This is a genomic window from Haloarcula salina, assembly GCF_010119195.1.
GTDB lineage: Archaea > Halobacteriota > Halobacteria > Halobacteriales > Haloarculaceae > Haloarcula > Haloarcula salina.
In genome coordinates, this window is the sequence record NZ_WRXL01000005.1 from 13,340 (window position 1) to 32,882 (window position 19,543).

General features: G+C 64.5%; 17 protein-coding genes. 12 read left to right on the forward strand and 5 right to left on the reverse strand.

Translation table 11 applies throughout. The annotated features are described in order from the left end of the window. The first annotated feature begins 504 nt into the window (after positions 1 to 504). The 10 genes from GM656_RS13610 (at position 505) to GM656_RS13655 (ending at position 9,955) form a co-directional block, all read left to right on the forward strand. Positions 505 to 1,602, forward strand: coding sequence for an ABC transporter ATP-binding protein (locus GM656_RS13610; RefSeq protein ID WP_162414227.1), 1,098 nt, complete (start codon positions 505 to 507; stop codon positions 1,600 to 1,602). A gap of 1 nt (position 1,603) precedes the next feature. Then, the gene (locus tag GM656_RS13615; protein ID WP_162414228.1) at positions 1,604 to 2,404 is read left to right on the forward strand and encodes a creatininase family protein; all 801 of its coding nucleotides are present in this window, start codon (positions 1,604 to 1,606) and stop codon (positions 2,402 to 2,404) included. Positions 2,405 to 2,466: 62 nt separating this feature from the next. Then, positions 2,467 to 3,849, forward strand: a complete 1,383-nt coding sequence (locus GM656_RS13620) for an ABC transporter substrate-binding protein (RefSeq protein WP_162414229.1) — start codon at positions 2,467 to 2,469, stop codon at positions 3,847 to 3,849. A 9-nt stretch (positions 3,850 to 3,858) separates the two neighbouring features. Next, on the forward strand, positions 3,859 to 4,797 hold the full coding sequence (locus GM656_RS13625) for a carbohydrate ABC transporter permease (RefSeq protein ID WP_162414230.1): 939 nt from the start codon (positions 3,859 to 3,861) through the stop codon (positions 4,795 to 4,797). Continuing rightward, entirely contained in the window at positions 4,794 to 5,639 is an 846-nt protein-coding gene (locus GM656_RS13630; protein ID WP_162414231.1) for a carbohydrate ABC transporter permease, read from the forward strand. The genes GM656_RS13625 and GM656_RS13630 overlap by 4 nt, the downstream gene beginning before the upstream one ends. A 40-nt stretch (positions 5,640 to 5,679) precedes the next feature. Continuing rightward, on the forward strand, positions 5,680 to 6,831 hold the full coding sequence (locus GM656_RS13635) for a hypothetical protein (protein ID WP_162414232.1): 1,152 nt from the start codon (positions 5,680 to 5,682) through the stop codon (positions 6,829 to 6,831). Positions 6,832 to 6,875: 44 nt separating this feature from the next. Beyond that, positions 6,876 to 8,042, forward strand: a complete 1,167-nt coding sequence (locus tag GM656_RS13640) for a mandelate racemase/muconate lactonizing enzyme family protein (protein WP_162414233.1) — start codon at positions 6,876 to 6,878, stop codon at positions 8,040 to 8,042. A 52-nt stretch (positions 8,043 to 8,094) separates the two neighbouring features. After that, positions 8,095 to 8,940 carry an SDR family NAD(P)-dependent oxidoreductase gene (locus tag GM656_RS13645; RefSeq protein WP_162414234.1) on the forward strand — a complete coding sequence of 282 codons (846 nt, stop codon included), beginning with the start codon at positions 8,095 to 8,097 and terminating at the stop codon, positions 8,938 to 8,940. Between the two features lie 6 nt (positions 8,941 to 8,946). Beyond that, a complete protein-coding gene (locus GM656_RS13650) occupies positions 8,947 to 9,321 on the forward strand; it encodes a Rid family detoxifying hydrolase (RefSeq protein WP_162414235.1) in 375 nt (124 codons plus the stop codon). Position 9,322: 1 nt separating this feature from the next. Beyond that, positions 9,323 to 9,955 (forward strand): HAD family hydrolase, encoded by a 633-nt coding sequence (locus GM656_RS13655; RefSeq protein ID WP_162414236.1) that lies wholly within the window; start codon positions 9,323 to 9,325, stop codon positions 9,953 to 9,955. A gap of 137 nt (positions 9,956 to 10,092) precedes the next feature. On the opposite strand, the gene GM656_RS13660 is transcribed toward GM656_RS13655, so the two are convergent. The 3 genes from GM656_RS13660 to GM656_RS13670 form a co-directional block, all read right to left on the reverse strand. Continuing rightward, positions 10,093 to 11,106 carry an LLM class flavin-dependent oxidoreductase gene (locus GM656_RS13660; protein WP_162414237.1) on the reverse strand — a complete coding sequence of 338 codons (1,014 nt, stop codon included), beginning with the start codon at positions 11,104 to 11,106 and terminating at the stop codon, positions 10,093 to 10,095. Positions 11,107 to 11,208: 102 nt separating this feature from the next. Continuing rightward, positions 11,209 to 12,066 carry a hypothetical protein gene (locus GM656_RS13665; RefSeq protein WP_162414238.1) on the reverse strand — a complete coding sequence of 286 codons (858 nt, stop codon included), beginning with the start codon at positions 12,064 to 12,066 and terminating at the stop codon, positions 11,209 to 11,211. A gap of 230 nt (positions 12,067 to 12,296) precedes the next feature. Next, positions 12,297 to 13,301 (reverse strand): alcohol dehydrogenase, encoded by a 1,005-nt coding sequence (locus GM656_RS13670; protein WP_162414514.1) that lies wholly within the window; start codon positions 13,299 to 13,301, stop codon positions 12,297 to 12,299. A 204-nt stretch (positions 13,302 to 13,505) separates the two neighbouring features. Between GM656_RS13670 and GM656_RS13675 the strand changes: the two genes are divergently transcribed. Next, the gene (locus tag GM656_RS13675) at positions 13,506 to 14,297 is read left to right on the forward strand and encodes an aldo/keto reductase (protein WP_162414515.1); all 792 of its coding nucleotides are present in this window, start codon (positions 13,506 to 13,508) and stop codon (positions 14,295 to 14,297) included. A 30-nt stretch (positions 14,298 to 14,327) separates the two neighbouring features. Here GM656_RS13675 and GM656_RS13680 read toward each other — a convergent pair whose 3' ends face one another. Beyond that, the gene (locus GM656_RS13680) at positions 14,328 to 15,743 is read right to left on the reverse strand and encodes a PAS domain S-box protein (protein ID WP_162414239.1); all 1,416 of its coding nucleotides are present in this window, start codon (positions 15,741 to 15,743) and stop codon (positions 14,328 to 14,330) included. A gap of 474 nt (positions 15,744 to 16,217) precedes the next feature. Beyond that, positions 16,218 to 17,552 (reverse strand): M24 family metallopeptidase, encoded by a 1,335-nt coding sequence (locus GM656_RS13685; RefSeq protein ID WP_162414240.1) that lies wholly within the window; start codon positions 17,550 to 17,552, stop codon positions 16,218 to 16,220. A gap of 161 nt (positions 17,553 to 17,713) precedes the next feature. Here GM656_RS13685 and GM656_RS13690 point away from each other — a divergent pair, with 161 nt between their 5' ends. Next, a complete protein-coding gene (locus GM656_RS13690) occupies positions 17,714 to 19,276 on the forward strand; it encodes a family 43 glycosylhydrolase (RefSeq protein ID WP_162414241.1) in 1,563 nt (520 codons plus the stop codon). Positions 19,277 to 19,543: the final 267 nt, after the last annotated feature.

Sequence of the window (19,543 nt, forward strand, 5' to 3'; positions counted from 1 at the left end):
CCTGTGAAAGAGAGAATTTCCAGTGTGAATGGAAAACGACACAGGCGAGTCGTTCCCAGCATTATAACGGTCGTACACATGTTATTTTCACTGCGGGGGAGTGGTTTCAGCCGCGTCAACAGTACCCATGTGTGTAGTTATCACTCCATCCGTTTCGACGAAACGGGGTATTTGGCCCGCTTCGGCCGTATTTCGACAAGCGGTCGCGACGGGGTACGGCGCACGCGCAGTTTTCACCAGGGATGGAAACGTCCTCACTGATACCGGATGCTATCATATATCCCCTAGAGACGGCCTCTATCTCCATATTATTGCTGTGGCGCTCGATCTGTATAGCACTTTCTGTCACCCGTGTTTCGACGGGAGCGGCCCCGTCACTCCCTCCTGAGTGAACGATACCCTGGAGAGAGGCACGCACGTCGACTTTCGGTGTGGTTGTCAAGCAGACGCACGCTCTCACTACCAACATTTATTACCCATGCTGCAGATGATTCGCCTATCCGTATGAGCGAGGTTACACTATCGAACGTTAGCAAGGTGTACGACGACGACGTCCTTGCGGTCAATGAACTGTCCCTCACGGTATCGGACGGCGAGTTCGTCGTCGTCGTCGGCCCGTCTGGCTGTGGCAAATCGACCACGTTACGAATGATCGCCGGTCTCGAAACCGTGACGGCCGGGGAAATCGCCATCGGTGACGAGGTCGTCAACGACGTCAGACCGCAGGACAGGAACATCGCGATGGTGTTCCAGAGCTACGCGCTGTACCCGCACATGACCGTTCGGGAGAACATGTCGTTCGGCCTGCGGCTCTCCGGGGAGTACGACGAGCAGATCGACGAGCGCGTCGAGGAGGCTGCGGAGCTTCTAGAGATCTCGGACCTGCTGGATGATTACCCGAAACAGCTCTCCGGCGGGCAGCAACAGCGCGTCGCACTCGGGCGCGCGATCGTTCGAGATCCGGAGGTGTTCCTGATGGACGAACCCCTCTCGAACCTCGACGCGAAGCTGCGGACGCAGATGCGGACCGAGATCCAGCGGATCCAGGAGGAACTCGACGTCACGACGATCTACGTCACGCACGATCAGACCGAAGCGATGACGATGGCCGACCACATCGTCATCCTCAACGGTGGCGAGCTCCAGCAGGTCGATCCGCCCGAGCAGTGCTACGACGAGCCGAACAACAAGTTCGTCGCAGGGTTCATCGGTTCTCCATCGATGAATTTCTTCGACGTGACCGCAACTGCTATCGACGGTGGCACCCGGTTCGAATCACCGGACGTCGCACTCGATCTCGGTGTCGACATCCCGACCGGCGACTACACGCTCGGCGTCCGTCCGGAGGACTTCGTCGCGGGCCGAGCCGGTGAGTACATCGACACCGTCGTCGACGTCGTCGAGCCGATGGGCTCTGACAACTTCCTCTATCTCGAGACCACGGGCAGTTCGATGGAGGTCGTCGCGCGGGTCGATAGCGAGTATCGCCCCCACCGAGGCGACGAGATCTCGCTGGGATTCGATACCGACGATATGCACCTGTTCAATGCCGACGGCGAACGCGTGGCAGTGACCGAGTTGCAGACGACGGAGTCGGTGTAAGATGTTGTACGAAACGATCGGCCGGAAGGACAGCGAATGGGCGGGAAAGACGGCGCGGGACGTCCGCGCGGTTGGCGAACAGACGGGCTCGGTACTCGTCGTCCCCGTGGGGAGCGTGGAGCAACACGGCGACCACTTACCGGTCGTCACCGACACGCTCCTCGTGGAGGCGATGGTTGACGCCGCCGTCGACCGCCTCGACGAGACTCCCGTGCTCGTCACCCCGCCGGTCTGGAGCGGCTTCTCGCCGCATCACCTCACGTTCGGCGGCACCCTCTCGCTCGAGTTCGCACACCTCCGGTCGACGCTCGAAGACATCGCTCACACCGGGATCGAGAACGGCTTCGACGCCGTGCTGTTCGTCAACGGACACGGCGGGAACGGGCCCCTCATCGACGCCGTCGTCAGTACCGTCGGCGCCGAGACCGACGCGGAGGTCCTGGGAACGACCTACTTCGAACTCGCGGCCGACGCCTCGGCGGAGATCAGACAGAGCGAGACCGGCGGGATGGCACACGGCGGTGAGTTCGAAACGTCGCTCATGCTCGCGATTCGGCCGGACCTGGTTGGAGACCCTGCAGCACGCGACGGCGAGCCGATGGACGAACACTATCGGTGGGCCGGCCAGGACTTGCTCGACGGGGGCCCGGTTTCGGTGTACCGGTCGTTCGACGCGTACTCGGAGTCGGGCGCAATTGGGGCCCCGAAACAGGCCAGTGCGGAAACGGGGCAACGGCTCCGGTCGGCAATCGGTGACGAACTCGCGGCGCTGCTGGTCGCGATTCACGAGCACAACGCGTGAAACAGGCCGAAATATGACACGAACAATAACCATTATATACCTGGGACTTGGTAACACTAACGATGCAGTCCAGTAACAATCCCGAGTCTAGCGAGGACAGTCTCGACCGTCGGCGACTCCTGCAGGCGCTCAGTGCGGGCGGTGCTATCGCTATCGCCGGGTGTAGTGGCGGCGATGGCGGCGACGGCGGCAGTGGCGACGGTGACAGTGGCGACGGCGGGAGCGGCACCGACGGGGACGGCGGCGATGGCGGCGACGGCGGCTCCCGGAGCATCCAGTTCCTCACGATGGGCGTCGGCGACAACATCCAGCAGTACTTCGAAGAGAACAACGCGGCCTTCGAAGAGGAGTACGGCGTCGACGTGGAGTTCACCAGCGTCACGTGGGACAACGCCCGCCAGACGGTGAACAACCGCGTCGACGGCGGCCAGGCACCGGACGTGAGCCGCTGGCCGGCCCGCTGGATCCCGCAGCTCGTCGGCAAGGACGCGCTCGAACCGCTCGACGACATGATGGACGGCGAGTTCGGCCAGAAGTTCTCCGAGGGCGTCGCGGCGGGGACGATGTACAACGGCTCTCACTACGGCGTCCCGTGGGCCGCCTCGAACAAGTGTCTCTACTACAACAAGGACGTGTTCGAGACGGCCGGACTCGACCCGGAGAACCCGTCGCTCGACTCCTGGGACGACATGCTGTCGGCGGCCCAGCAGATCCGAGACAGCGACGCGAGCGTCCCAGCGCTCGGTCTCGCCGGGGCCGACGCGATCGAGACGGGGTCGCAGTACTACCACTACCACTGGTCGCACGGCGCGGACCTGGTGAACGACGAGGGGCTGCCGGTCGTCAACACCGACGGAGCCGTCGAGGCGCTCTCGTTCTACACCGACCTGCACCTCGAACACGGCGTGACCCAGTCCTCGCCGCTGTCCTCGACCCGACAGGACATCCGTCAGCTGTTCGAGAACGGCGACCTCGGCATGGTCATCGGGCACGTCTACACCGGACTCAACATCGAGTCGGCCAAAGAGAGCGGCGACGTGGACTTCGACTACGGGATCGTCCAGGTGCCCGAAGGACCCGAGGGGCGCTACAGCCTCTTCACCATCGACGCGATCACCGTTCTGAGCCAGAGCGAGCACAAGGACCTCGCACGGGACCTGATCCGGTTCTACTTCGACGAGGAGCGCCGGTTCCAGTACTCGAAGCAGAAGGGGTTCCTGCCGGTCGTCGAGGCCGTCGGCGAACGGCCGTACTTCTCCGACTCGAAGAACTGGGCCCCGTTCGTGGAAGCGAGCCAGTACGCCCGCGCGCGACCGAAGCTCAGCAACTTCAGCCAGTTCAACGACCGCATGGTCCAGGCGATTCAGGAGGCGCTCGCGGACCAGAAGACGCCACAGAAAGCGCTCAACGACGCCCAGAGCGACCTCGAAGATGCGATGGAGTGAGCCACACCGATGAGTATCGCCGAGGAGTACACCGACACCACAGACGACTCACGCTTCGAGCGGGGGCTGACCTACCTCCAGCGCAACAGTCGAGCGTATCTCCTGATCGCACCGACGGCCCTGTTCCTGCTCGCAGTCGTCGGCTATCCGATACTGGAGACGTTTCGGCTCTCGCTGTATCAGTCGCCCGCGGACTCGAACATCGAGACGTTCGTCGGCCTCCAGCACTACGCGGAGATCGTCGACAGCGACATCTTCTATCGATTGCTCTGGCAGACGGGTCGCTGGGTCGTCGTCGGCGTCGCCGGCAAGACTATCATGGGGCTGCTCATCGCCGTGCACCTCAAGGGAGACATTCGCGGCCGGAAGTTCTTCCGAACCGCGTTTCTCATCCCGTGGGGCATCCCCTACGCCATCTCGGCGGTCGTGTTCCGCTGGATCGAGCACCCGCAGTTCGGCTACCTCAACGCCATCCTGCTCAAGCTCGGGCTCATCGAGCAGGGGATCGGCATCCTCGGCAACCCCGACATCGCGTGGCTCGGAGTCGTCGTCGCGGACATCTGGATCGGGACGCCGTTCATGGCGATCATCTTCCTCGCCGGGCTCCAGTCGATCCCGCAGGAGCTCTACGAGGCGGCCGCCATCGACGGGGCGGAGCGGTGGCACCAGTTCCGCTACATCACGCTCCCGCAACTCAAGAGCGTCATCCTGATCGCGACGCTGCTGTCGACCATCTGGACGTTCGTCAGCTTCGACACCATCTGGACGATGACCGGCGGCGGCCCGATCAGCACGACGGCGACGCTCGTCATCCACATCTACCAGGTGGGTCTCCAGAACGGGAACCTCGGTCGCGGCGCGGCCTACAGCGTCATCGGGTTCCTGTTCCTGTTCGTGTTCGCCATCATCTACCTTCGGGTGTACACCCGGGGAGGTGACGAGCTATGACGATGGCCGGCCACGACCGAAGCGGACTCCGAAAGGTCCGCCTCTACGGCGTGTTGCTTGCCCTGCTCGGGGTCATGATGCTCCCGTTCTACACCATGTTCTCGAGCACGCTCAAGCCCGAGAACGAGATCTTCTCCGCGCCCGCGACGCTGGTGCCGTCCGATCCCACCGTTCAGGCGTACCTCGACGTGTGGACGCAGACCGACGTGTTGCTCTGGATCGGCAACAGCTTCGTCATCTCGCTCGGGACCGTCGCGCTCACGCTCGCGCTGGCGATTCCGGCGGCGTACTCCTGTGCGCGTAACGACTTCGTGGGCAAGCGGACGTTCCTGCTCTCGGTGCTCGTCGTCCAGATGTTCGCGCCGGTGGTGTTGATCGTCGGGCTGTTCGACGTGATCACGCAGTTCGGCCTGTTCAACACCTATCTCGCCGTCATCATCCCGGCGGCGGCGTTCACGCTGCCGTTCAACGTCTGGATGCTGTACGGCTACTTCAAGACGATCCCGGTCGCGCTGGAAGAGTCGGCCCGCATCGACGGGGCCAGCCAGTTCCAGATCCTGACGAAGATCGTGCTGCCGCTGACCAAGCCGGCGCTGGTCGCGAGCATCACGTACACGTTCCTCTACGCGTGGAACCGGCTCCTGTTCGTGCTGACCTTCCTCACCGACAGCGCGAAGTACAACATCCCGCGGGGCGTCTTCTCGATGGTCGGCGCGCTCCAGACCGACTGGCGGATGATGCTGACGGTGTCCGTCATCGGCATCATCCCGCTGCTGATCCTCTTTGCCTTCCTCGAGGAGTACATCGTCGCCGGGATGACGGCGGGTGCAGTCAAGGAGTAACCGCCTCTACTTTTATTAGCGTTCCAGCGGACGGTGACGTATGGAATTCGCCACGTGGGCTTACCCGTGGGACGTGCTCGACGAGGGGCCGAACCACGTCGAGTCGCGGCTCCGGGAGATCGGCGTCGACGAACTGAACCTCGCGACGAACTACCACTCCGTCCAGGCGTTCACGCCGCACAACCCCGAGCGGCGGACGCTGTTCGCCAGGGCGAGCTCGTACTTCGAGCCGGGGCCGGAGTACGGTCTGCTCGAACCGATTCCGTACGAAGAGATGGACGGCGACTGGGTCGGCCAGATCGGGGCCGAACTGACCGACCTGTCTCTCACCTCCTGGACCGTCGGCTGTCACAACTCACGACTGGGGATGCGAAACCCCGAACACACGCTGGAGACGGCCCACGGCGACGACCTCGTGTTCGGCCTCTGTCCGTCCCGGCCCGCGGTCCAGCGGTATCTCACCGCCCTCGTCTCGGACGTCGCGTCCCGACCCGGAATCGAGCGGGTCGAACTGGAGACGTTCGACTACTTCTACGGGACGGGCTGGGGGTGGCACCACCAGAAGATACACGCGCGGCTGGGAGCGCTCGGGGAGTTCCTCCTCGGCCTGTGCTTCTGCGAGCACTGCCGGTCGAACGCGGCGGACGCGGGGGTCGCCGTCGAGGGGGTTCGAGACGTGGTGGCCGGCACCATCGACGACATCGTCGCCGGTGCCGTGGCACACGACCGGTCACCCGAGGCGTGGCTTCGCGAGCACGATGAGGTCGGCGCGTACGTCGACGTTCGGGAAGCGACGCTGGACGCGGTGTTCGCCGACCTGCGAACGGCCGCCGGCACGACGCCGCTGGGCTACTACGTCGGGGCCCCCGAACCGGGCCGCGAGTGGATGGTCGGTGCCGACCTCGACCGACTGGCCGACCACGTCGACTACTACTGCCTACCGGCGTACGAGTCGACGAGCGAGGACGTGATGGACGCGTACCGAACTGTCGACGAGGTCACGGCCGAGACGCCGCTTCACGTGGGTCTCCTGCCTGGGCATCCGGAAATCCACGAGGAGTCGACGGTCGTCGATATCCTCGCCGAACTCCAGGCGGCCGGGGTTCCGCGGGTGTCGTTTTACAACTACGGGCTCTTGCCGTCTCGGTCGCTCGACTGGGTCGGCACCGCCATCGACGCGGTCGACGGGTAGCCGCAAACGGTACTTTCTTATCGCTTCCCAGACCACGTGTGTCTATGGAGATAACTGACGTGACAGCCGTTACTGTAGACGTTCCGCTGGCCGACCTCGACGACCACCTCGGCATCGGCCCCTACGTGACGAACCACGGTCGACTGGACTCGATGGAGCGGGTTCTCGTCCGCGTGGACACCGACGAGGGAATCAGCGGGTGGGGCGAGATGCGCGTGTTCCTCTCGCCCGAGGCGACCGAGTCGATCATCGAGGACGGCGTCGGCCCGATGATCCGTGGGCAGTCGCCGTTCGAGATCGAGCGGCTCCGAAGACAGGTGTTCGTCGAGTACACCAACGTGGACATGTTCTTCGCGGCGGTCGAGACGGCCTGCTGGGACATCGTGGGCAAAGCGCTGGACCGGCCGGTGTACGAACTCCTGGGCGGATGGACGGCGCCGACCCAGGGGACCCAACAGCACCGCCAGAACATCGAGGGCGACGACGCGTCTCCCTCGCCGGTCCCCGTCGCCTTCTGTCTCGGTATTCTCTCGCCCGAGGAGTCGCGCGCGAAGGCCCGCGAAGCCCTCGACGCCGGGTTCTCGGTGCTCAAGACGAAAGCCGGTCGAGACTGGAGAGAAGACGTCGAGCGGATCGAGGCGATGCACGACGAGACCGACGGGCAGCTGGAGTTCCGCCTCGATCCGAACCAGGGCTGGACGCTGGAGCAGGCGGTCCGCGTCGGCGCGATGCTGGAAGACTCCGGGATCTACCTGCAGTACATGGAGCAGCCGATCCGCGTCGACTCGCACCGCTCGCTCGCGCGCCTCCGCCAGCGGCTCAGGCAACCGATCGCACCGAACGAGGACACCTATATTTCGCACAACATCCAGTCGCTCATCGAGGCCGGCGCGATGGACGTCGGCGTCATCGACCTGACGCCAGCCGGCGGAATCAGCGGGATCCGTCAGCAGGCCGCGGTCCTCGAAGACGCGGGGGTTCCGTTCACCCATCACTGCGCCTTCGATCTCGGTATTCGCACGGCCGCGATCCTCCACGGCGTCACCGGCATCCCCGGGTTCTCGCTGCCGCCGGACTCGACGTACTACGGCTGGGACGGCGAAGTCATCGAGCACCCGTTCGAGGTCAGCGACGGGTGTCTCCCGGCCCCGGAGGGGCCAGGGCTCGGAATCTCGGTCGACATGGACGCGGTCGCGGAGTACCGATGCTGATGTCGGTGGAAGAACAAGCTTCAATAGGGTCGCCGCCGACCACTCATTCGCTATGGTAGAGCTATCGCTCCAGGAGCGTCCGGCGATCGTCACGGGCGCCTCGCGCGGGATCGGTCGCGAAATCGCGGCCCGGTTCGCCGAGGCCGGCGGCGACGTGGCCATCTGTTCGCGCTCGTACGACGACGTCGAATCGGTGGCGACGGAACTCACAGCGGACCACGAGGGCCGCGTCGTCCCCGTCGAATGCGACGTGACGGACCGAGAGGCCGTGCGGAACCTCGTCGACACGGCGATCGACGAGTTCGGCGACCTCCGGGTACTCGTGAACAACGCGGGCGCCTCGGTCGAATCGGCGAACGTCTTGCACCGATGTGACGAGGAGACGTTCGAGTCGATGGTCGACCTGAACCTCAAGAGCCAGTTCCTCCTGAGCAAGGAGGTCCTCCCGGCCATGGTCGCCGCCGGCGGCGGCTCGATGGTCCACGTCGGCTCCGTCAACGGCCTGTTCGGGATCGGCCTGTCGGGGTACTCGGAGGCCAAGAGCGGTCTCCTGGCCCTCTCGCGCAACATCGCCACGCACTACGGGCAACACGGGGTCCGTTCGAACGTCCTGTCGGCGGCGACGATCGAGACCGAGAACCGACGCGAGGAGATGGAGAACACCGACCAGCGGACCGGCGAGTCCGGCGTCCGGGAGCGGTGGCTGGACCAGTACCCGCTCGGCCGGTTCGGGACGCCGGGAGAGGTCGCAGACACGACGCTGTTTCTGGCCTCCGAACGGTCGAGTTTCATCACGGGCGAGAACCTCGTCCTCGACGGCGGCCTGACGAGCAGCCTCCCGACCTCGTTCATCAACGAGATCTACGACGCGGACGAACGACCGACACCCAGTAACTGACATCCAATGGACGAACTCACGACAGACGACGCACCCGACAGCATCGGACCGTACTCGCAAGGAATCGCCTCCGGCGACCGAATCTACGTCTCCGGACAGGGACCAGTCGACCCGGAGACCGGCGACGTGATCGACGGCTCACCCGCCGAACAGACCAGACGAACGCTGCGAAACGTCGAGGCGATCCTTCAAGCGGGCGACGCGTCGCTCGACGACGTGGTGAAGGCGACGGTGTTCGTCAAGGACATGCGGTACTACGACGAGGTGAACGAGGTCTACGGGGAGCTCATGTCCGCGCCGTATCCGGCGCGGAGCGCCGTCGAAGTCGTCAAGCTCCCCGTGGACATCGACGTGGAGATAGAGGTCGTCGCAGAGCGATGAGATGACGCGCCTCGTCGTCTTCGACCTCGACGGGACGCTCACCCGCCAGCGAGGCGGCTTCGAGCTGTTGCACACCCTGTACGGGACGGCGCCCGTCGGCGAGGAGTTACAGGACCGCTTCGACGCCGGCGCGCTGACATTCGACGAGTGGTGCCGCGAGACCGTCGATCACTGGCGGACCGCCGGAATCAGCGCAAACGACGTCGAGCGGGCCGCGGAGGCGGTGACACCGAAAGCCGGCGCGCCGGAGGTGCTGGAGGCGCTTCGACGCGAGGGGGTATCGTTCGGAATCCTGAGCGCGGGCGTCGCGAACCTCGCGGCGCGGTTCGAGCGCTTCGGCCCCGCGTTCGTCCGCGGAAATCGGATTCGGTTCGAGGACGGGTCCCTCGCGGGCATCGACGTCGGAGTGGGCCCAACGCAGAAGGGCGAGATATTGCGAGAGATTCGTCGGGAACGCCCGGACGTCGAAATCACGTACGTCGGCGACTCTCACACCGACACCGAAGCGTTCGTCGAGGCGGATTCGGCGATTCTATTCGACCCAGACGATCGGGTCCCCCCGGAAGCGGTCGCCGCAGCCGATTCCATCGTTGAATCCAGTGACATCCGCGATATTGCCGAACTGCGTCTGTAGCGTCGAACGGTTCTATATTCCATTAGTTACAATCTTCTGTTGCATATATCGTTTCAGAATGCAAAAAACAATCTCATATTCGGTATCTCATGTTCAGAAATTTATATGAGAATATAGCTAGCCGATTATAGCTATATTCAGATTCCTTCCGCGATCAGCTCGTGAGATTTGATCGCGTCTTCGTGATCGGCGACGACGTGCTGGATCATCACTTCGTCGACGCCGACCCGGTCCGCGAGCTGCTGGAGGAGGCCGGCGAGCGTGTCCGGACTGCCGGAGATGGCCCGCGGCCACTCGTCGTCGTCCAGCGTGGCGGGCGTCGGGTCCGGGACGCCGCCGAGTTCGTCGATGGCCTCCGACACGGATGGCGTCGTCCCGACGACACCGCGCTCCATCCGTTTGTACGAGGCTTCTGCGACGGCCCGGAGACGGGCCGCCTCGTCGTCGGTCGGCGCACAGACCGCGTTGACAGCCACCATTCCCTTCGGCTCGTCGACCCCGCCCGGGAGCTCTGCGGGGCGGAAGTTCTCTCGGTACTCCTCGAAGGCGTGGGTGGCGAACTGAGGCCGAATGAAGGCCGCGAAACAGAACGGGAGGCCGAGTTCGGCAGCGATAGCCGCGCTCGACGTGCTCGACCCGAGCACCCACGGAGCGGGCGGGTCGCCGCCCGAACGCGGAATCTCGATGTCGCTGTAGGGGTGCTCGGACGGGAAGTCGTCGTAGAGGTGGGAAACGACGGCCTCGATTTTCTCGGCGTGGTCCTCGTCGGGGTTCCGGACGCGGCGGTCCGTTCCGAGCGCCCGGTCCACTGCGGGCGAGCCGTTCGCCCGTCCCAGGCCGGCATCGATACGCCCCGGCGCGAGGCCGTCGAGCGCTCCGAACTGCTCGGCGACTTTGAACGGACTGTAGTGGTTGAGCAACACCGCGCCCGACCCGAGGCGGATCGAGTCCGTCTCGGCGGCCAGGTGGCCCAGCAACACCTCGGGGGTCGTTCCCGCGAGCGTATCGCCCATACCGTGGTGTTCGGCCACCCAGAAGCGCGAATAGCCGAGTCGTTCGGCCTGTTTCGCGGCCTCGACGGTGTTCGCGTACGCCTCTGTAGCGGTCCCGTTCTCGGGCACGGGCGAGAGATCGACGGCGGAGAGCTTCATGTCCCCGTTCGGCGGGTGGGATGGATAACCGTTCGGACGCCAGCAGGACGGACCGCTGATCGCGGGTCCGTATTCCAGTGACCAGTGACGGTCAGCCCGCGGTCACCACTCGACGTACGTGATATACTCCTCGCCTTCGTACGCTATCAGCCACGTCCCGTAGAAATCGTCCTCTCGGATCCCCTCGTGGCCGCGGATGCGTTCGACGACCGAGCGGAAGGCGTCGTCGTCTTCGTAGTACCCGCTCTCGATGCCTTCCTGGACGACCGTTCGCTCGGCTTCCGAGAGCCCTGTGAGTTCGAACAGGTATCGGGCCCGGACCTGGTCGGCGAACGCCTCGGCGTCGGGCGCGATTTCCGTCACCTCGTATCGGTACTCGGCCTCGGACGCGGTCCGAGAATTGACCGCCACCCGGTATCGCTCCCCGTCGTGGACGATGACGTCGTACTGGCGCTCCGGGACGAACACCGAGCCGTTGCCCACCTCCTCGGCGGTGCCGTACCCGATACCCACGTCGTAGCCGTCCTGGCCGGTCGGATGGTCCTCCGAGACGACCGGGTCGAGCTGTCGGCGGTCGACCGCGGGGAGGTCGTCGTACCTGATTTCGCCCACGTCCGGCGTGGTGTCCTCCGGGTCGAAGTCGATGAGGACTTCGTAGACCGTCACCTCGCTGCTCGCGACTCGCGTCTCCGAGACGTCGTAGAAGGTGTCGTTGACTCGGACGGTGCTGCTCCGGTCGAACAGATCGTACCGCCCTCGTCGCGTCGCAGTCCCGTTGTCGCGGGCCGACGTGACGACCGCGTACTCTTCGGAGTCGGACTCGGCGCTCATCGCGACCTCGTCGGCGATGTCAGCCGACGTGGCGGTTCGCATGTCGAGCACGACCGGTGGGTGACCACAGCCGGCGAGCGCGACCGAGAGGAGGGCTGTTCCACTCGCGAGGAACTGGCGGCGTCGCATATCCGTGTCAACAGGCAACCGGGGCGAAAGCTTTCTGGTCGTCGCTGTCCCGGTTCCATCGACAGCGACCTCCGGCCGCCTCAGGGGAGATACGTCGCGAGGAAGTTCACGATTCGATCCAGCCACGGGTTGATCCGGTCGTCCTCGGAGTCGCCGTCCGACGAACTGTCGCTCATATATCTCGTTTCGAGAGCGTCGGTCATTACCATTCTGCTCAGACGGACCCGGGACTACGGTTCGAGCACCGCACGGAAGCGGGCGTCGTTGTTCATCATCCGCTGGTAGGCCGTCTCCACCTCGTCCAGCCCGTACGTCTCGATTTCCGGCGTGATGTCCCGAAGCGAACTGAACGAGAGCGTCTCCTCGGAGTCGAGCGCGTGGCCCGACGCCCACCCCTCGACGCCGCCGCGGGTGCCCACGAGCTGTGCCGCGCTCACTTCGATCGGCTCGCCCGGGACGCCGACCACGACGACGGAGCCGTCGGCTCCGATCCCGTCCACGATCGAACTGATGGCGGCGCTCGACGGAGCCGTGGCGAGGACGACGTCGGCTCCGCCGAGGTCCCTGAGGCGCTCGGCCGGGTCTGTCTCCGACGCGTCGACGAAGTGGTCCGCCCCCAACTCCGTCGCGAGCGCTTCCTTTTCCGACGTTCGAGAGATGGCGACGGTCTCGAATCCAGCGGCGTGCGCGTACTGCACGCCGAGGTGTCCCAGACCGCCGACGCCCTGAACGGCCACGAGGTCACCGGCCCGAGCGTCGCTGTTTCGTAGCGCGTTGTAGGTCGTCACGCCGGCACAGAGGAGCGGAGCGGCCGCCGCCGCGTCCAGTGAGTCCGGCATCGCGGCCAGCGCCTCGGCGGGTGCCGTCATGTACTCGGCGTAGCCGCCGTCGAAGGTCAGCCCCGTGATCTCGTCGTTCTCGCACTGGCGGAAGTCCCCTCGTCGACACGGTTCGCAGGTGAAGCAGTGACCGCCGTGCCACCCGACGCCGACCCGGTCGCCGACCGACCACTCGGTGACCGCCTCACCGACGGCGTCTACGTGACCAGCGACCTCGTGGCCGGGGACCCGCGGGTACGTGACCGCGGGGTTCGTCCCCGCCTTCACCTGTTCGTCGCTGTGACAGATACCACAGGCGTCGACGGCGACTCGGACGGCGTTCGGCCCCGGTTCGGGAACGTCGCGTTCGACGAGCTCGAAGTCGGCACCCGGTTCGGAAACGACCGCCGTTCGCATCGTATCGGACATATCCGGGCTACCGGCGCAGTCCTGATAAGCGGCCGGGCCGTGTCGTCCGCCGGTGTCCGTCGACCGACGACGGCCGACTCCGCCGTGTGTCGCCGAATCGCACGCACCACTGCCTTTTTGAAGCGAAAGCGCCGAGGCACGACGATGACACCACAGGACCAGTTCCCGGTGAGCGCTCCGCTGGCCGACGGGATGCCGATGCTCGGCCTCGGGACGTGGCAGAACGACGACCCGGAGACGTGCGTAGAGAGCGTCGATACGGCTCTAGAGATGGGCTACCGCCACGTCGACACCGCACAGGCCTACGGCAACGAGGAGGCAGTCGGTGACGGCATCGCCGCGGCTGAGGTGCCGCGGGAGGACGTCTTCCTGGCCACGAAGGTCTGGAAGTCGAATCTCGCGCGCGAGGACGTGATCGAGACCGCTGAAGAAAGCCTCGACAAACTCGGCGTCGACGCCGTGGACGTGCTGTACGTCCACTGGCCCGCGGGCACGTACGACCCCGCGGAGACGCTCGCCGCGTTCGACGACCTCTACGACCGGGGAAAGATCCACAACGTCGGCGTCTCGAACTTCGAACCCGATCGCGTCGAGGAGGCGATGGACTACCTCGACGCCCCGCTGTTCGCCAATCAGGTCGAGATGCACCCGTTCCTGCCCCAGACGGAACTGCGCGCCCACGCGGAGGAACACGGTTACAAACTGGTCGCGTACTCGCCGCTGGCGCGCGGCGGCGTCTTCGACAGCGACGTGCTGACCGACATCGCGGCCGATCACGACGCCAGCGCCGCGCAGGTCAGTCTGGCGTGGCTCCGCGAGAAGGGCGTCACTGCGATCCCGAAAGCGACCGGCCGGGGTCACCTCTCCGACAATTTCGACAGCCTCGATCTGACGCTCTCGGACGCCGAAATCGACCGTATCGACGGAATCGATCGAACGAACCGGACGATCAACCCCGGGTTCGGCCCCGACGCCTGGAACTGACTCGGTCTGCCGACGGCCGGCTTCCGGTCGCTATTCGGGGAGCCGGTCGCCCGGCGTCTGGAACTCCATCGTCACGACGTTCCCTCGCGGGTCGTTCTCGCCGAAACGGAGCGTGCCGCCCGAGCGCTTCACGATCCAGTGCACCAGCCACAGCCCGAGACCGGTCGAGTGGGACGTCGGTCCGAACGCGCTGTCGGTCTCGAGTGCCGCCCGTTCGTTCTGTGGGATTCGTGGCCCGGTGTCGAGGACGTGAATCTCGACCGAGGCCTCGTCCGTATCGACGGCGACCTCGACCGTCGGCTCCGTGCTCTCGCTGTGCTCGATGGCGTTTTCGACGAGTTCGCGGATGGCGTTCTGAAGCGTAGAGAGTGCCAGAGCGGTCGCTTCTGCCGGCAGGTTCCGCGAAATCGTGGCGGCGGGAAACGCCCGCTCGACGTCCCGCAGTACCGAGTCGAGGACCGACACGACGTCGACCGCCTCTAGCTGATCGCGTTCCGTGAGCACGTTGACGATGTGGTGATGATCGTCGAACAGGGAGAGGAGCCTCTCAGAGGCCGATTCGATGCGGTCGAGGTGGGCGTCCGATTCGACGCCGTCCCGCCGAAGTATCTCGGCCTGTCCGCGGATGACCGTCACCTGATTGCGGAGGTGGTGCTGGAGTAGCCGGTCCACGGCGTGGAGGTGCTGATCGCGGGCGTTGCGGTCCGACACGTCGCGACCGATGCCGACGACGCCGATCACGTCGCCGTCTCGGGACAGGCGCCGCTTGCGAAATTCGTACGGAATCGTAGTCCCCCGCTTCGTTACCACCGTGGCTTCGAGAGTGTCGGTTCCCGCCGCGAACGCGGTCGCGATCGACTCCGAGACCCGATCGACATCCGCCTGGACGAAGAAGTCTTCGAGAGCCATGTCCCGAACCTCGGAGTCGGTGTAGCCGGATCGCTCGAGGAGCGTCTCGTTCCACCGCACGAGGTCACCGGCGGAGTCGAGCACGTAGAAGGCGTCCTGTAACGTGTTGATGGCGTCTTCGATGAACTCGCGTTCGGCTTCGAGCGCCGCCTGCACGGATTTCAGTTGCGTGACGTCGATGATCACCGCCTGGCCGATGTCCGTGCCCCGGTACGTTCCGGGTGCGGTGGACACCCGTATCGTGCGCGTCTCGCCGTCCGGTGGGCGTAACTGCATCTCGGTCGGTCCGGTCGCGATTTTGTTCTCGACCACCTCGGCGAGCTCTCGTTTCGCCGTCTCGTGGTCGTCGGTGTCGATGAACTCGAAAATCGAGCGACCGATCAGTTGGTCTCTCGATGGGAGACCGAGGAGGTCCAGAACCGCGTCGTTTCCCCAGATGATGTCGCCGGATGCGTCGAAGAGATTGATCGGTGCGGGTGACGTTTCGATCAACTGCCGATACCGATTTTCACTCTCTCCTTCTCCCGGTTCATCCATAGGTGCGTAGCTTACGGAGCGCTCATCTGATCTATCGATACCAACCCTCGAACGGCAGTACATTGCATGCAGTCATATAACACAATTATAGTGGCCACATGTAAGGGTTTGTGCAACTCGAGCGGTGGACGGGAGACGCCACAGCAGGGGCCGCTCCCACGCCCGCTGTCGACCACGCGGCGTGAGTCGACGGCGCGTGACAGGTATCGGAAATCTGTGATCGAATTCAGTACGTAGATCCGTCAGGGAACAGTTTTGGGAGGATGTGTCCTCCCATTTCCGACATCTATATTTATAGTCTGCTTTCTCTAATCATACTTTGCCATATTAGAGGTAAAAACAGGGTAGTAATTTATATTATGACTTATTTGATTCCGACAGCGGCATATCTGTGCCCAGACGTTGCGTAGTGACGCGTCTCCAGCCGTCCAGTCACTGTTCACACCTGTGTAATGGGACGGGGTGGGGCGCGGGCTACGAGTTCTTGTAGAGGATATCGGGACGTGACACGGTCGTATCGGACACGTACGACTCGGCGTCGAGCATCGGCCACTCGCCCGTCACGGTGAGTGGTTCGATGTCGTCGGCAGTCACGAGAACGGTTCCCTCGCTCTTCGCTCCCTGTACGGTCGGGTTCCACGCGTACGCCATCGGCGCGGTGACCTTCGTTTCGAGTTCCGGTTTCGCGACCCACTCCCTGCTCGCGTACCCGGCCGCACCACCCTGATGATGGGCCTGCCACTCGTCCGGGAGCCCCGCTTGCTCGTAGGCGTCCCGAATCGCTTCGAAGACATCGCCGGCCGTGTCGTCCGACTGGGCGGCCGTCTGCGTCGCACCCAGCGCGGTCGCGTCGACGCGCGTCGCGATTCGGTGTCGGTCTTCGAGCCACTCCGGCGGGTCGAACGCGACCGTCCGCGTGCAGCTGGCGTACTCGCCGAGGCGTCGACCGACGACGGACACGACGACGTAGTCGCCGAGTTCGATGTCGCGGGGGACCGGGTGACGGTATTTCTGGGCCCGCTCCCCGCCCGCCACGAGGACGACCGGATGGTCGATGCCGTACTCGTCGAGCGCACAGCCGAGCGCATTGGCGACCTGTTGCTCGGTGTCGCCGGATTCGGCGTTTCGCATGACTCCCTCGACCGCGGCGGCCGTCTGACTGCTCAGCGTCCGGTATCGATCGATGTCCTCCTGCGTGAGCGGCCGTCGAAGCGCGCTCGCACTCACGGACTCCAGTCCCGGGACGTCGAAGTCGGCGGCCGCGGGCGTCGGCGAGTGCACGGCAACGGCCTCGCCGAGGGAGGTCGCGTACCACGGGAACGTCTCGATGGTCACGTCGGGGAGCGACGAAGATCCGTCCGACGATGATTCCTCGTCATCCGGCGACTCTCCGTCTGTCTCCGTCGCCTCGTTCTCCGCGGACTCCCCGCCTGAGCCTTGGTTCTCGAAGTGTTCGTCGCGGACCAGGGCCCGCTCGTCGTTGTCGACGACGATGGTGAGATCGGAGCCGTCGTAGCCGACGACGGCGACGCCTGTGGACGAACTCCGGTCGATGACGTTGCTGCGGCCCAGCAGCCACGCGTACGTGTCGGAGTCCGCGAACCACACCGCTTCGAGGTCGTTCTCGTCGAGATACGCGTCCAGTCGGTCGATTTTCGCGTGACGGGACTGTGAACTGTTCTGGGCCGCATCTGCCGCTTCGTCCTGTGTTGCACCGACCGCGCTGCTCAGCGCGGGAATCGTTACGGCACCGCTTGCCATTTTGAGGTAGGTTCGCCTGTCGATGTCGAGCGGCTCATGTGGTGTCATCTCATAACACACTCCATGTCAGCGAGATGCCGCCTATCACATAAACATTCCGATAATGTATCCCAGTAGACAGCAATTCACTTTCGATCCCACTTCCCGACAATCCGGCATGTAAAATCATGCTATATCTATTTACGTAGTTAGTCACTGGTATGATTCGTATGGCAGACGATGACAGCGGTGTCGATAGGCGTAGCGTTCTGAAAACGATCGGCGTCGGCGCACTCGGGACGGCCGGCGGGGTCGCGTCGAGCGGGTCCGCCTCTGGGAGCACCGACGGTTCGACACACTACCACAACGAACTATACGGACCGCACTTCCCTGACCCGACGATCCATCGAGACGATAGCGGAACGTGGTGGGCGTACGGAACGAACATGAACCGGGACGACGGCTCGAACGACTCAGCGGAACGCCTCGTCCCGATTCTTCGGTCCGACAATCTCCACGAGTGGACCTACGTCGGCGAGGCGTTCGGCTCGCGTCCCGGGTGGACCTACGGGTCGATCTGGGCACCGGACATCCACTACTACGACGGCGAGTGGGTGATGTTCTACTCGCTCTCGCCCCGGCCGTGGGAGAGCGGGGAGTTCGGAATCGGCCTCGCGAAGTCGGACACGCCCGACGGCCCCTTCACGGACTACGGACAGATCATCGGGGACACCGACCACGCCGGCGGCGGGACCATCGACGGGTACTTCGTCGAGTACGACGGCACGCCCTACCTGTTCTGGGGGAGCTTCCAGGGCATCTACGTGATGGAACTCACCGCCGACCTACAGGACTGGCGGTCGGGCACGCTCCAGCAGGTCGCGGGCGACGCTTACGAGGGGAGCACGGTCTTCTCCCGGAACGGCTACTGGTACCTGTTCGTCGCCACCGGCACGTGCTGTGGCGGCTACAGTAGCACGTACGAGGTAGAGGTCGGGCGCTCGACGGACTTCTTCGGTCCATACACCGATCCCTCGGGTACGGACATGCTGAACTACGACAGCGACAACGCCGGCATCGCCCAGCTCACCGCCAACGACCGCTTCGTCGCGCCCGCCCACGGAGACATCACCACCGACGACAACGGCAAAGACTGGTTCGTCTACCACGCCTACGATGCCAACGCTCAGGAGTACGTCGACGGCGTCCCCGCGCGGAAGTTCTTCGTCGACCGCGTCGAGTGGACCGACGACGACTGGCCCATCATCGGGGGCGACAAGACGCCGAGCCTCCAGTCCGTCGAACCGAACACGACCGACACCGGCATCCTGGCGGACGGGATCTACGAGATCGAGAACGTCAACAGCGGCAAGCTCTTGGAGGTCGCAGACGCCGGCACGAGCGACGGCGACAACGTCCGGCAGTGGAACGCGAACGACTGCACCTGCCAGCGGTGGTGGGTGGAGTACATCGGCGGCGGCGAGTACCGCATCTTCAATCAGAACAGCACCCGTGCGCTCGACGTGCCCGACGGCTCGACGGCGGATGGCGCGAGCCTCCAGCAGTGGGCGTGGTGGACCGGCGGGCCCCAGAAGTGGGACATCGTCGAGAACGGCGACGGGACGTACCGAATCAGAAACGTCGCCAGCGGAAAGGTGGCCGACGTGAACAACGCGTCGACGGCCGACGGCGCGGACGTGATCCAGTGGTCCTGGAACGGCGGGGACAATCAGAAGTGGAACTTCAACTTCGTCGAGACCGTCCAGCCGACTGACGACGGCCGCCCTTGGTAGTCCGACGGCAGAGTACCGGTTGTACAGATCGGTTCGGTCGTGACGCCCACCGGACGGGGCCACACTCCCCGAACCGAATCCTCGATCGATTCAGTCTACCTGAACGGAAGAGTAGTAGATTCGCGACAGCGGACTGTCGGGTATCCCTCGCGAATACCACCGGCCGATACCGCGGTCGCCAGCCCTCGATCAGTTCGGAATCCAGTGCCGCCCGGCCCTCACGTCCACCAATCAGGATTGTCGAACGACGAGTATCGAACGATAGCG

What these genes read in the sequence shown, in the direction of transcription:
- GM656_RS13610 (WP_162414227.1), top strand. Translation starts at nt 505, where the DNA reads ATGAGCGAGGTTACACTATCGAACGTTAGCAAGGTGTACGACGACGAC.
- GM656_RS13615 (WP_162414228.1), top strand. Translation starts at nt 1,604, where the DNA reads ATGTTGTACGAAACGATCGGCCGGAAGGACAGCGAATGGGCGGGAAAG.
- GM656_RS13620 (WP_162414229.1), top strand. Translation starts at nt 2,467, where the DNA reads ATGCAGTCCAGTAACAATCCCGAGTCTAGCGAGGACAGTCTCGACCGT.
- GM656_RS13625 (WP_162414230.1), top strand. Translation starts at nt 3,859, where the DNA reads ATGAGTATCGCCGAGGAGTACACCGACACCACAGACGACTCACGCTTC.
- GM656_RS13630 (WP_162414231.1), top strand. Translation starts at nt 4,794, where the DNA reads ATGACGATGGCCGGCCACGACCGAAGCGGACTCCGAAAGGTCCGCCTC.
- GM656_RS13635 (WP_162414232.1), top strand. Translation starts at nt 5,680, where the DNA reads ATGGAATTCGCCACGTGGGCTTACCCGTGGGACGTGCTCGACGAGGGG.
- GM656_RS13640 (WP_162414233.1), top strand. Translation starts at nt 6,876, where the DNA reads ATGGAGATAACTGACGTGACAGCCGTTACTGTAGACGTTCCGCTGGCC.
- GM656_RS13645 (WP_162414234.1), top strand. Translation starts at nt 8,095, where the DNA reads ATGGTAGAGCTATCGCTCCAGGAGCGTCCGGCGATCGTCACGGGCGCC.
- GM656_RS13650 (WP_162414235.1), top strand. Translation starts at nt 8,947, where the DNA reads ATGGACGAACTCACGACAGACGACGCACCCGACAGCATCGGACCGTAC.
- GM656_RS13655 (WP_162414236.1), top strand. Translation starts at nt 9,323, where the DNA reads ATGACGCGCCTCGTCGTCTTCGACCTCGACGGGACGCTCACCCGCCAG.
- GM656_RS13660 (WP_162414237.1), bottom strand. Translation starts at nt 11,106, where the DNA reads ATGAAGCTCTCCGCCGTCGATCTCTCGCCCGTGCCCGAGAACGGGACC.
- GM656_RS13665 (WP_162414238.1), bottom strand. Translation starts at nt 12,066, where the DNA reads ATGCGACGCCGCCAGTTCCTCGCGAGTGGAACAGCCCTCCTCTCGGTC.
- GM656_RS13670 (WP_162414514.1), bottom strand. Translation starts at nt 13,301, where the DNA reads ATGCGAACGGCGGTCGTTTCCGAACCGGGTGCCGACTTCGAGCTCGTC.
- GM656_RS13675 (WP_162414515.1), top strand. Translation starts at nt 13,506, where the DNA reads ATGCCGATGCTCGGCCTCGGGACGTGGCAGAACGACGACCCGGAGACG.
- GM656_RS13680 (WP_162414239.1), bottom strand. Translation starts at nt 15,743, where the DNA reads ATGGATGAACCGGGAGAAGGAGAGAGTGAAAATCGGTATCGGCAGTTG.
- GM656_RS13685 (WP_162414240.1), bottom strand. Translation starts at nt 17,552, where the DNA reads ATGACACCACATGAGCCGCTCGACATCGACAGGCGAACCTACCTCAAA.
- GM656_RS13690 (WP_162414241.1), top strand. Translation starts at nt 17,714, where the DNA reads ATGGCAGACGATGACAGCGGTGTCGATAGGCGTAGCGTTCTGAAAACG.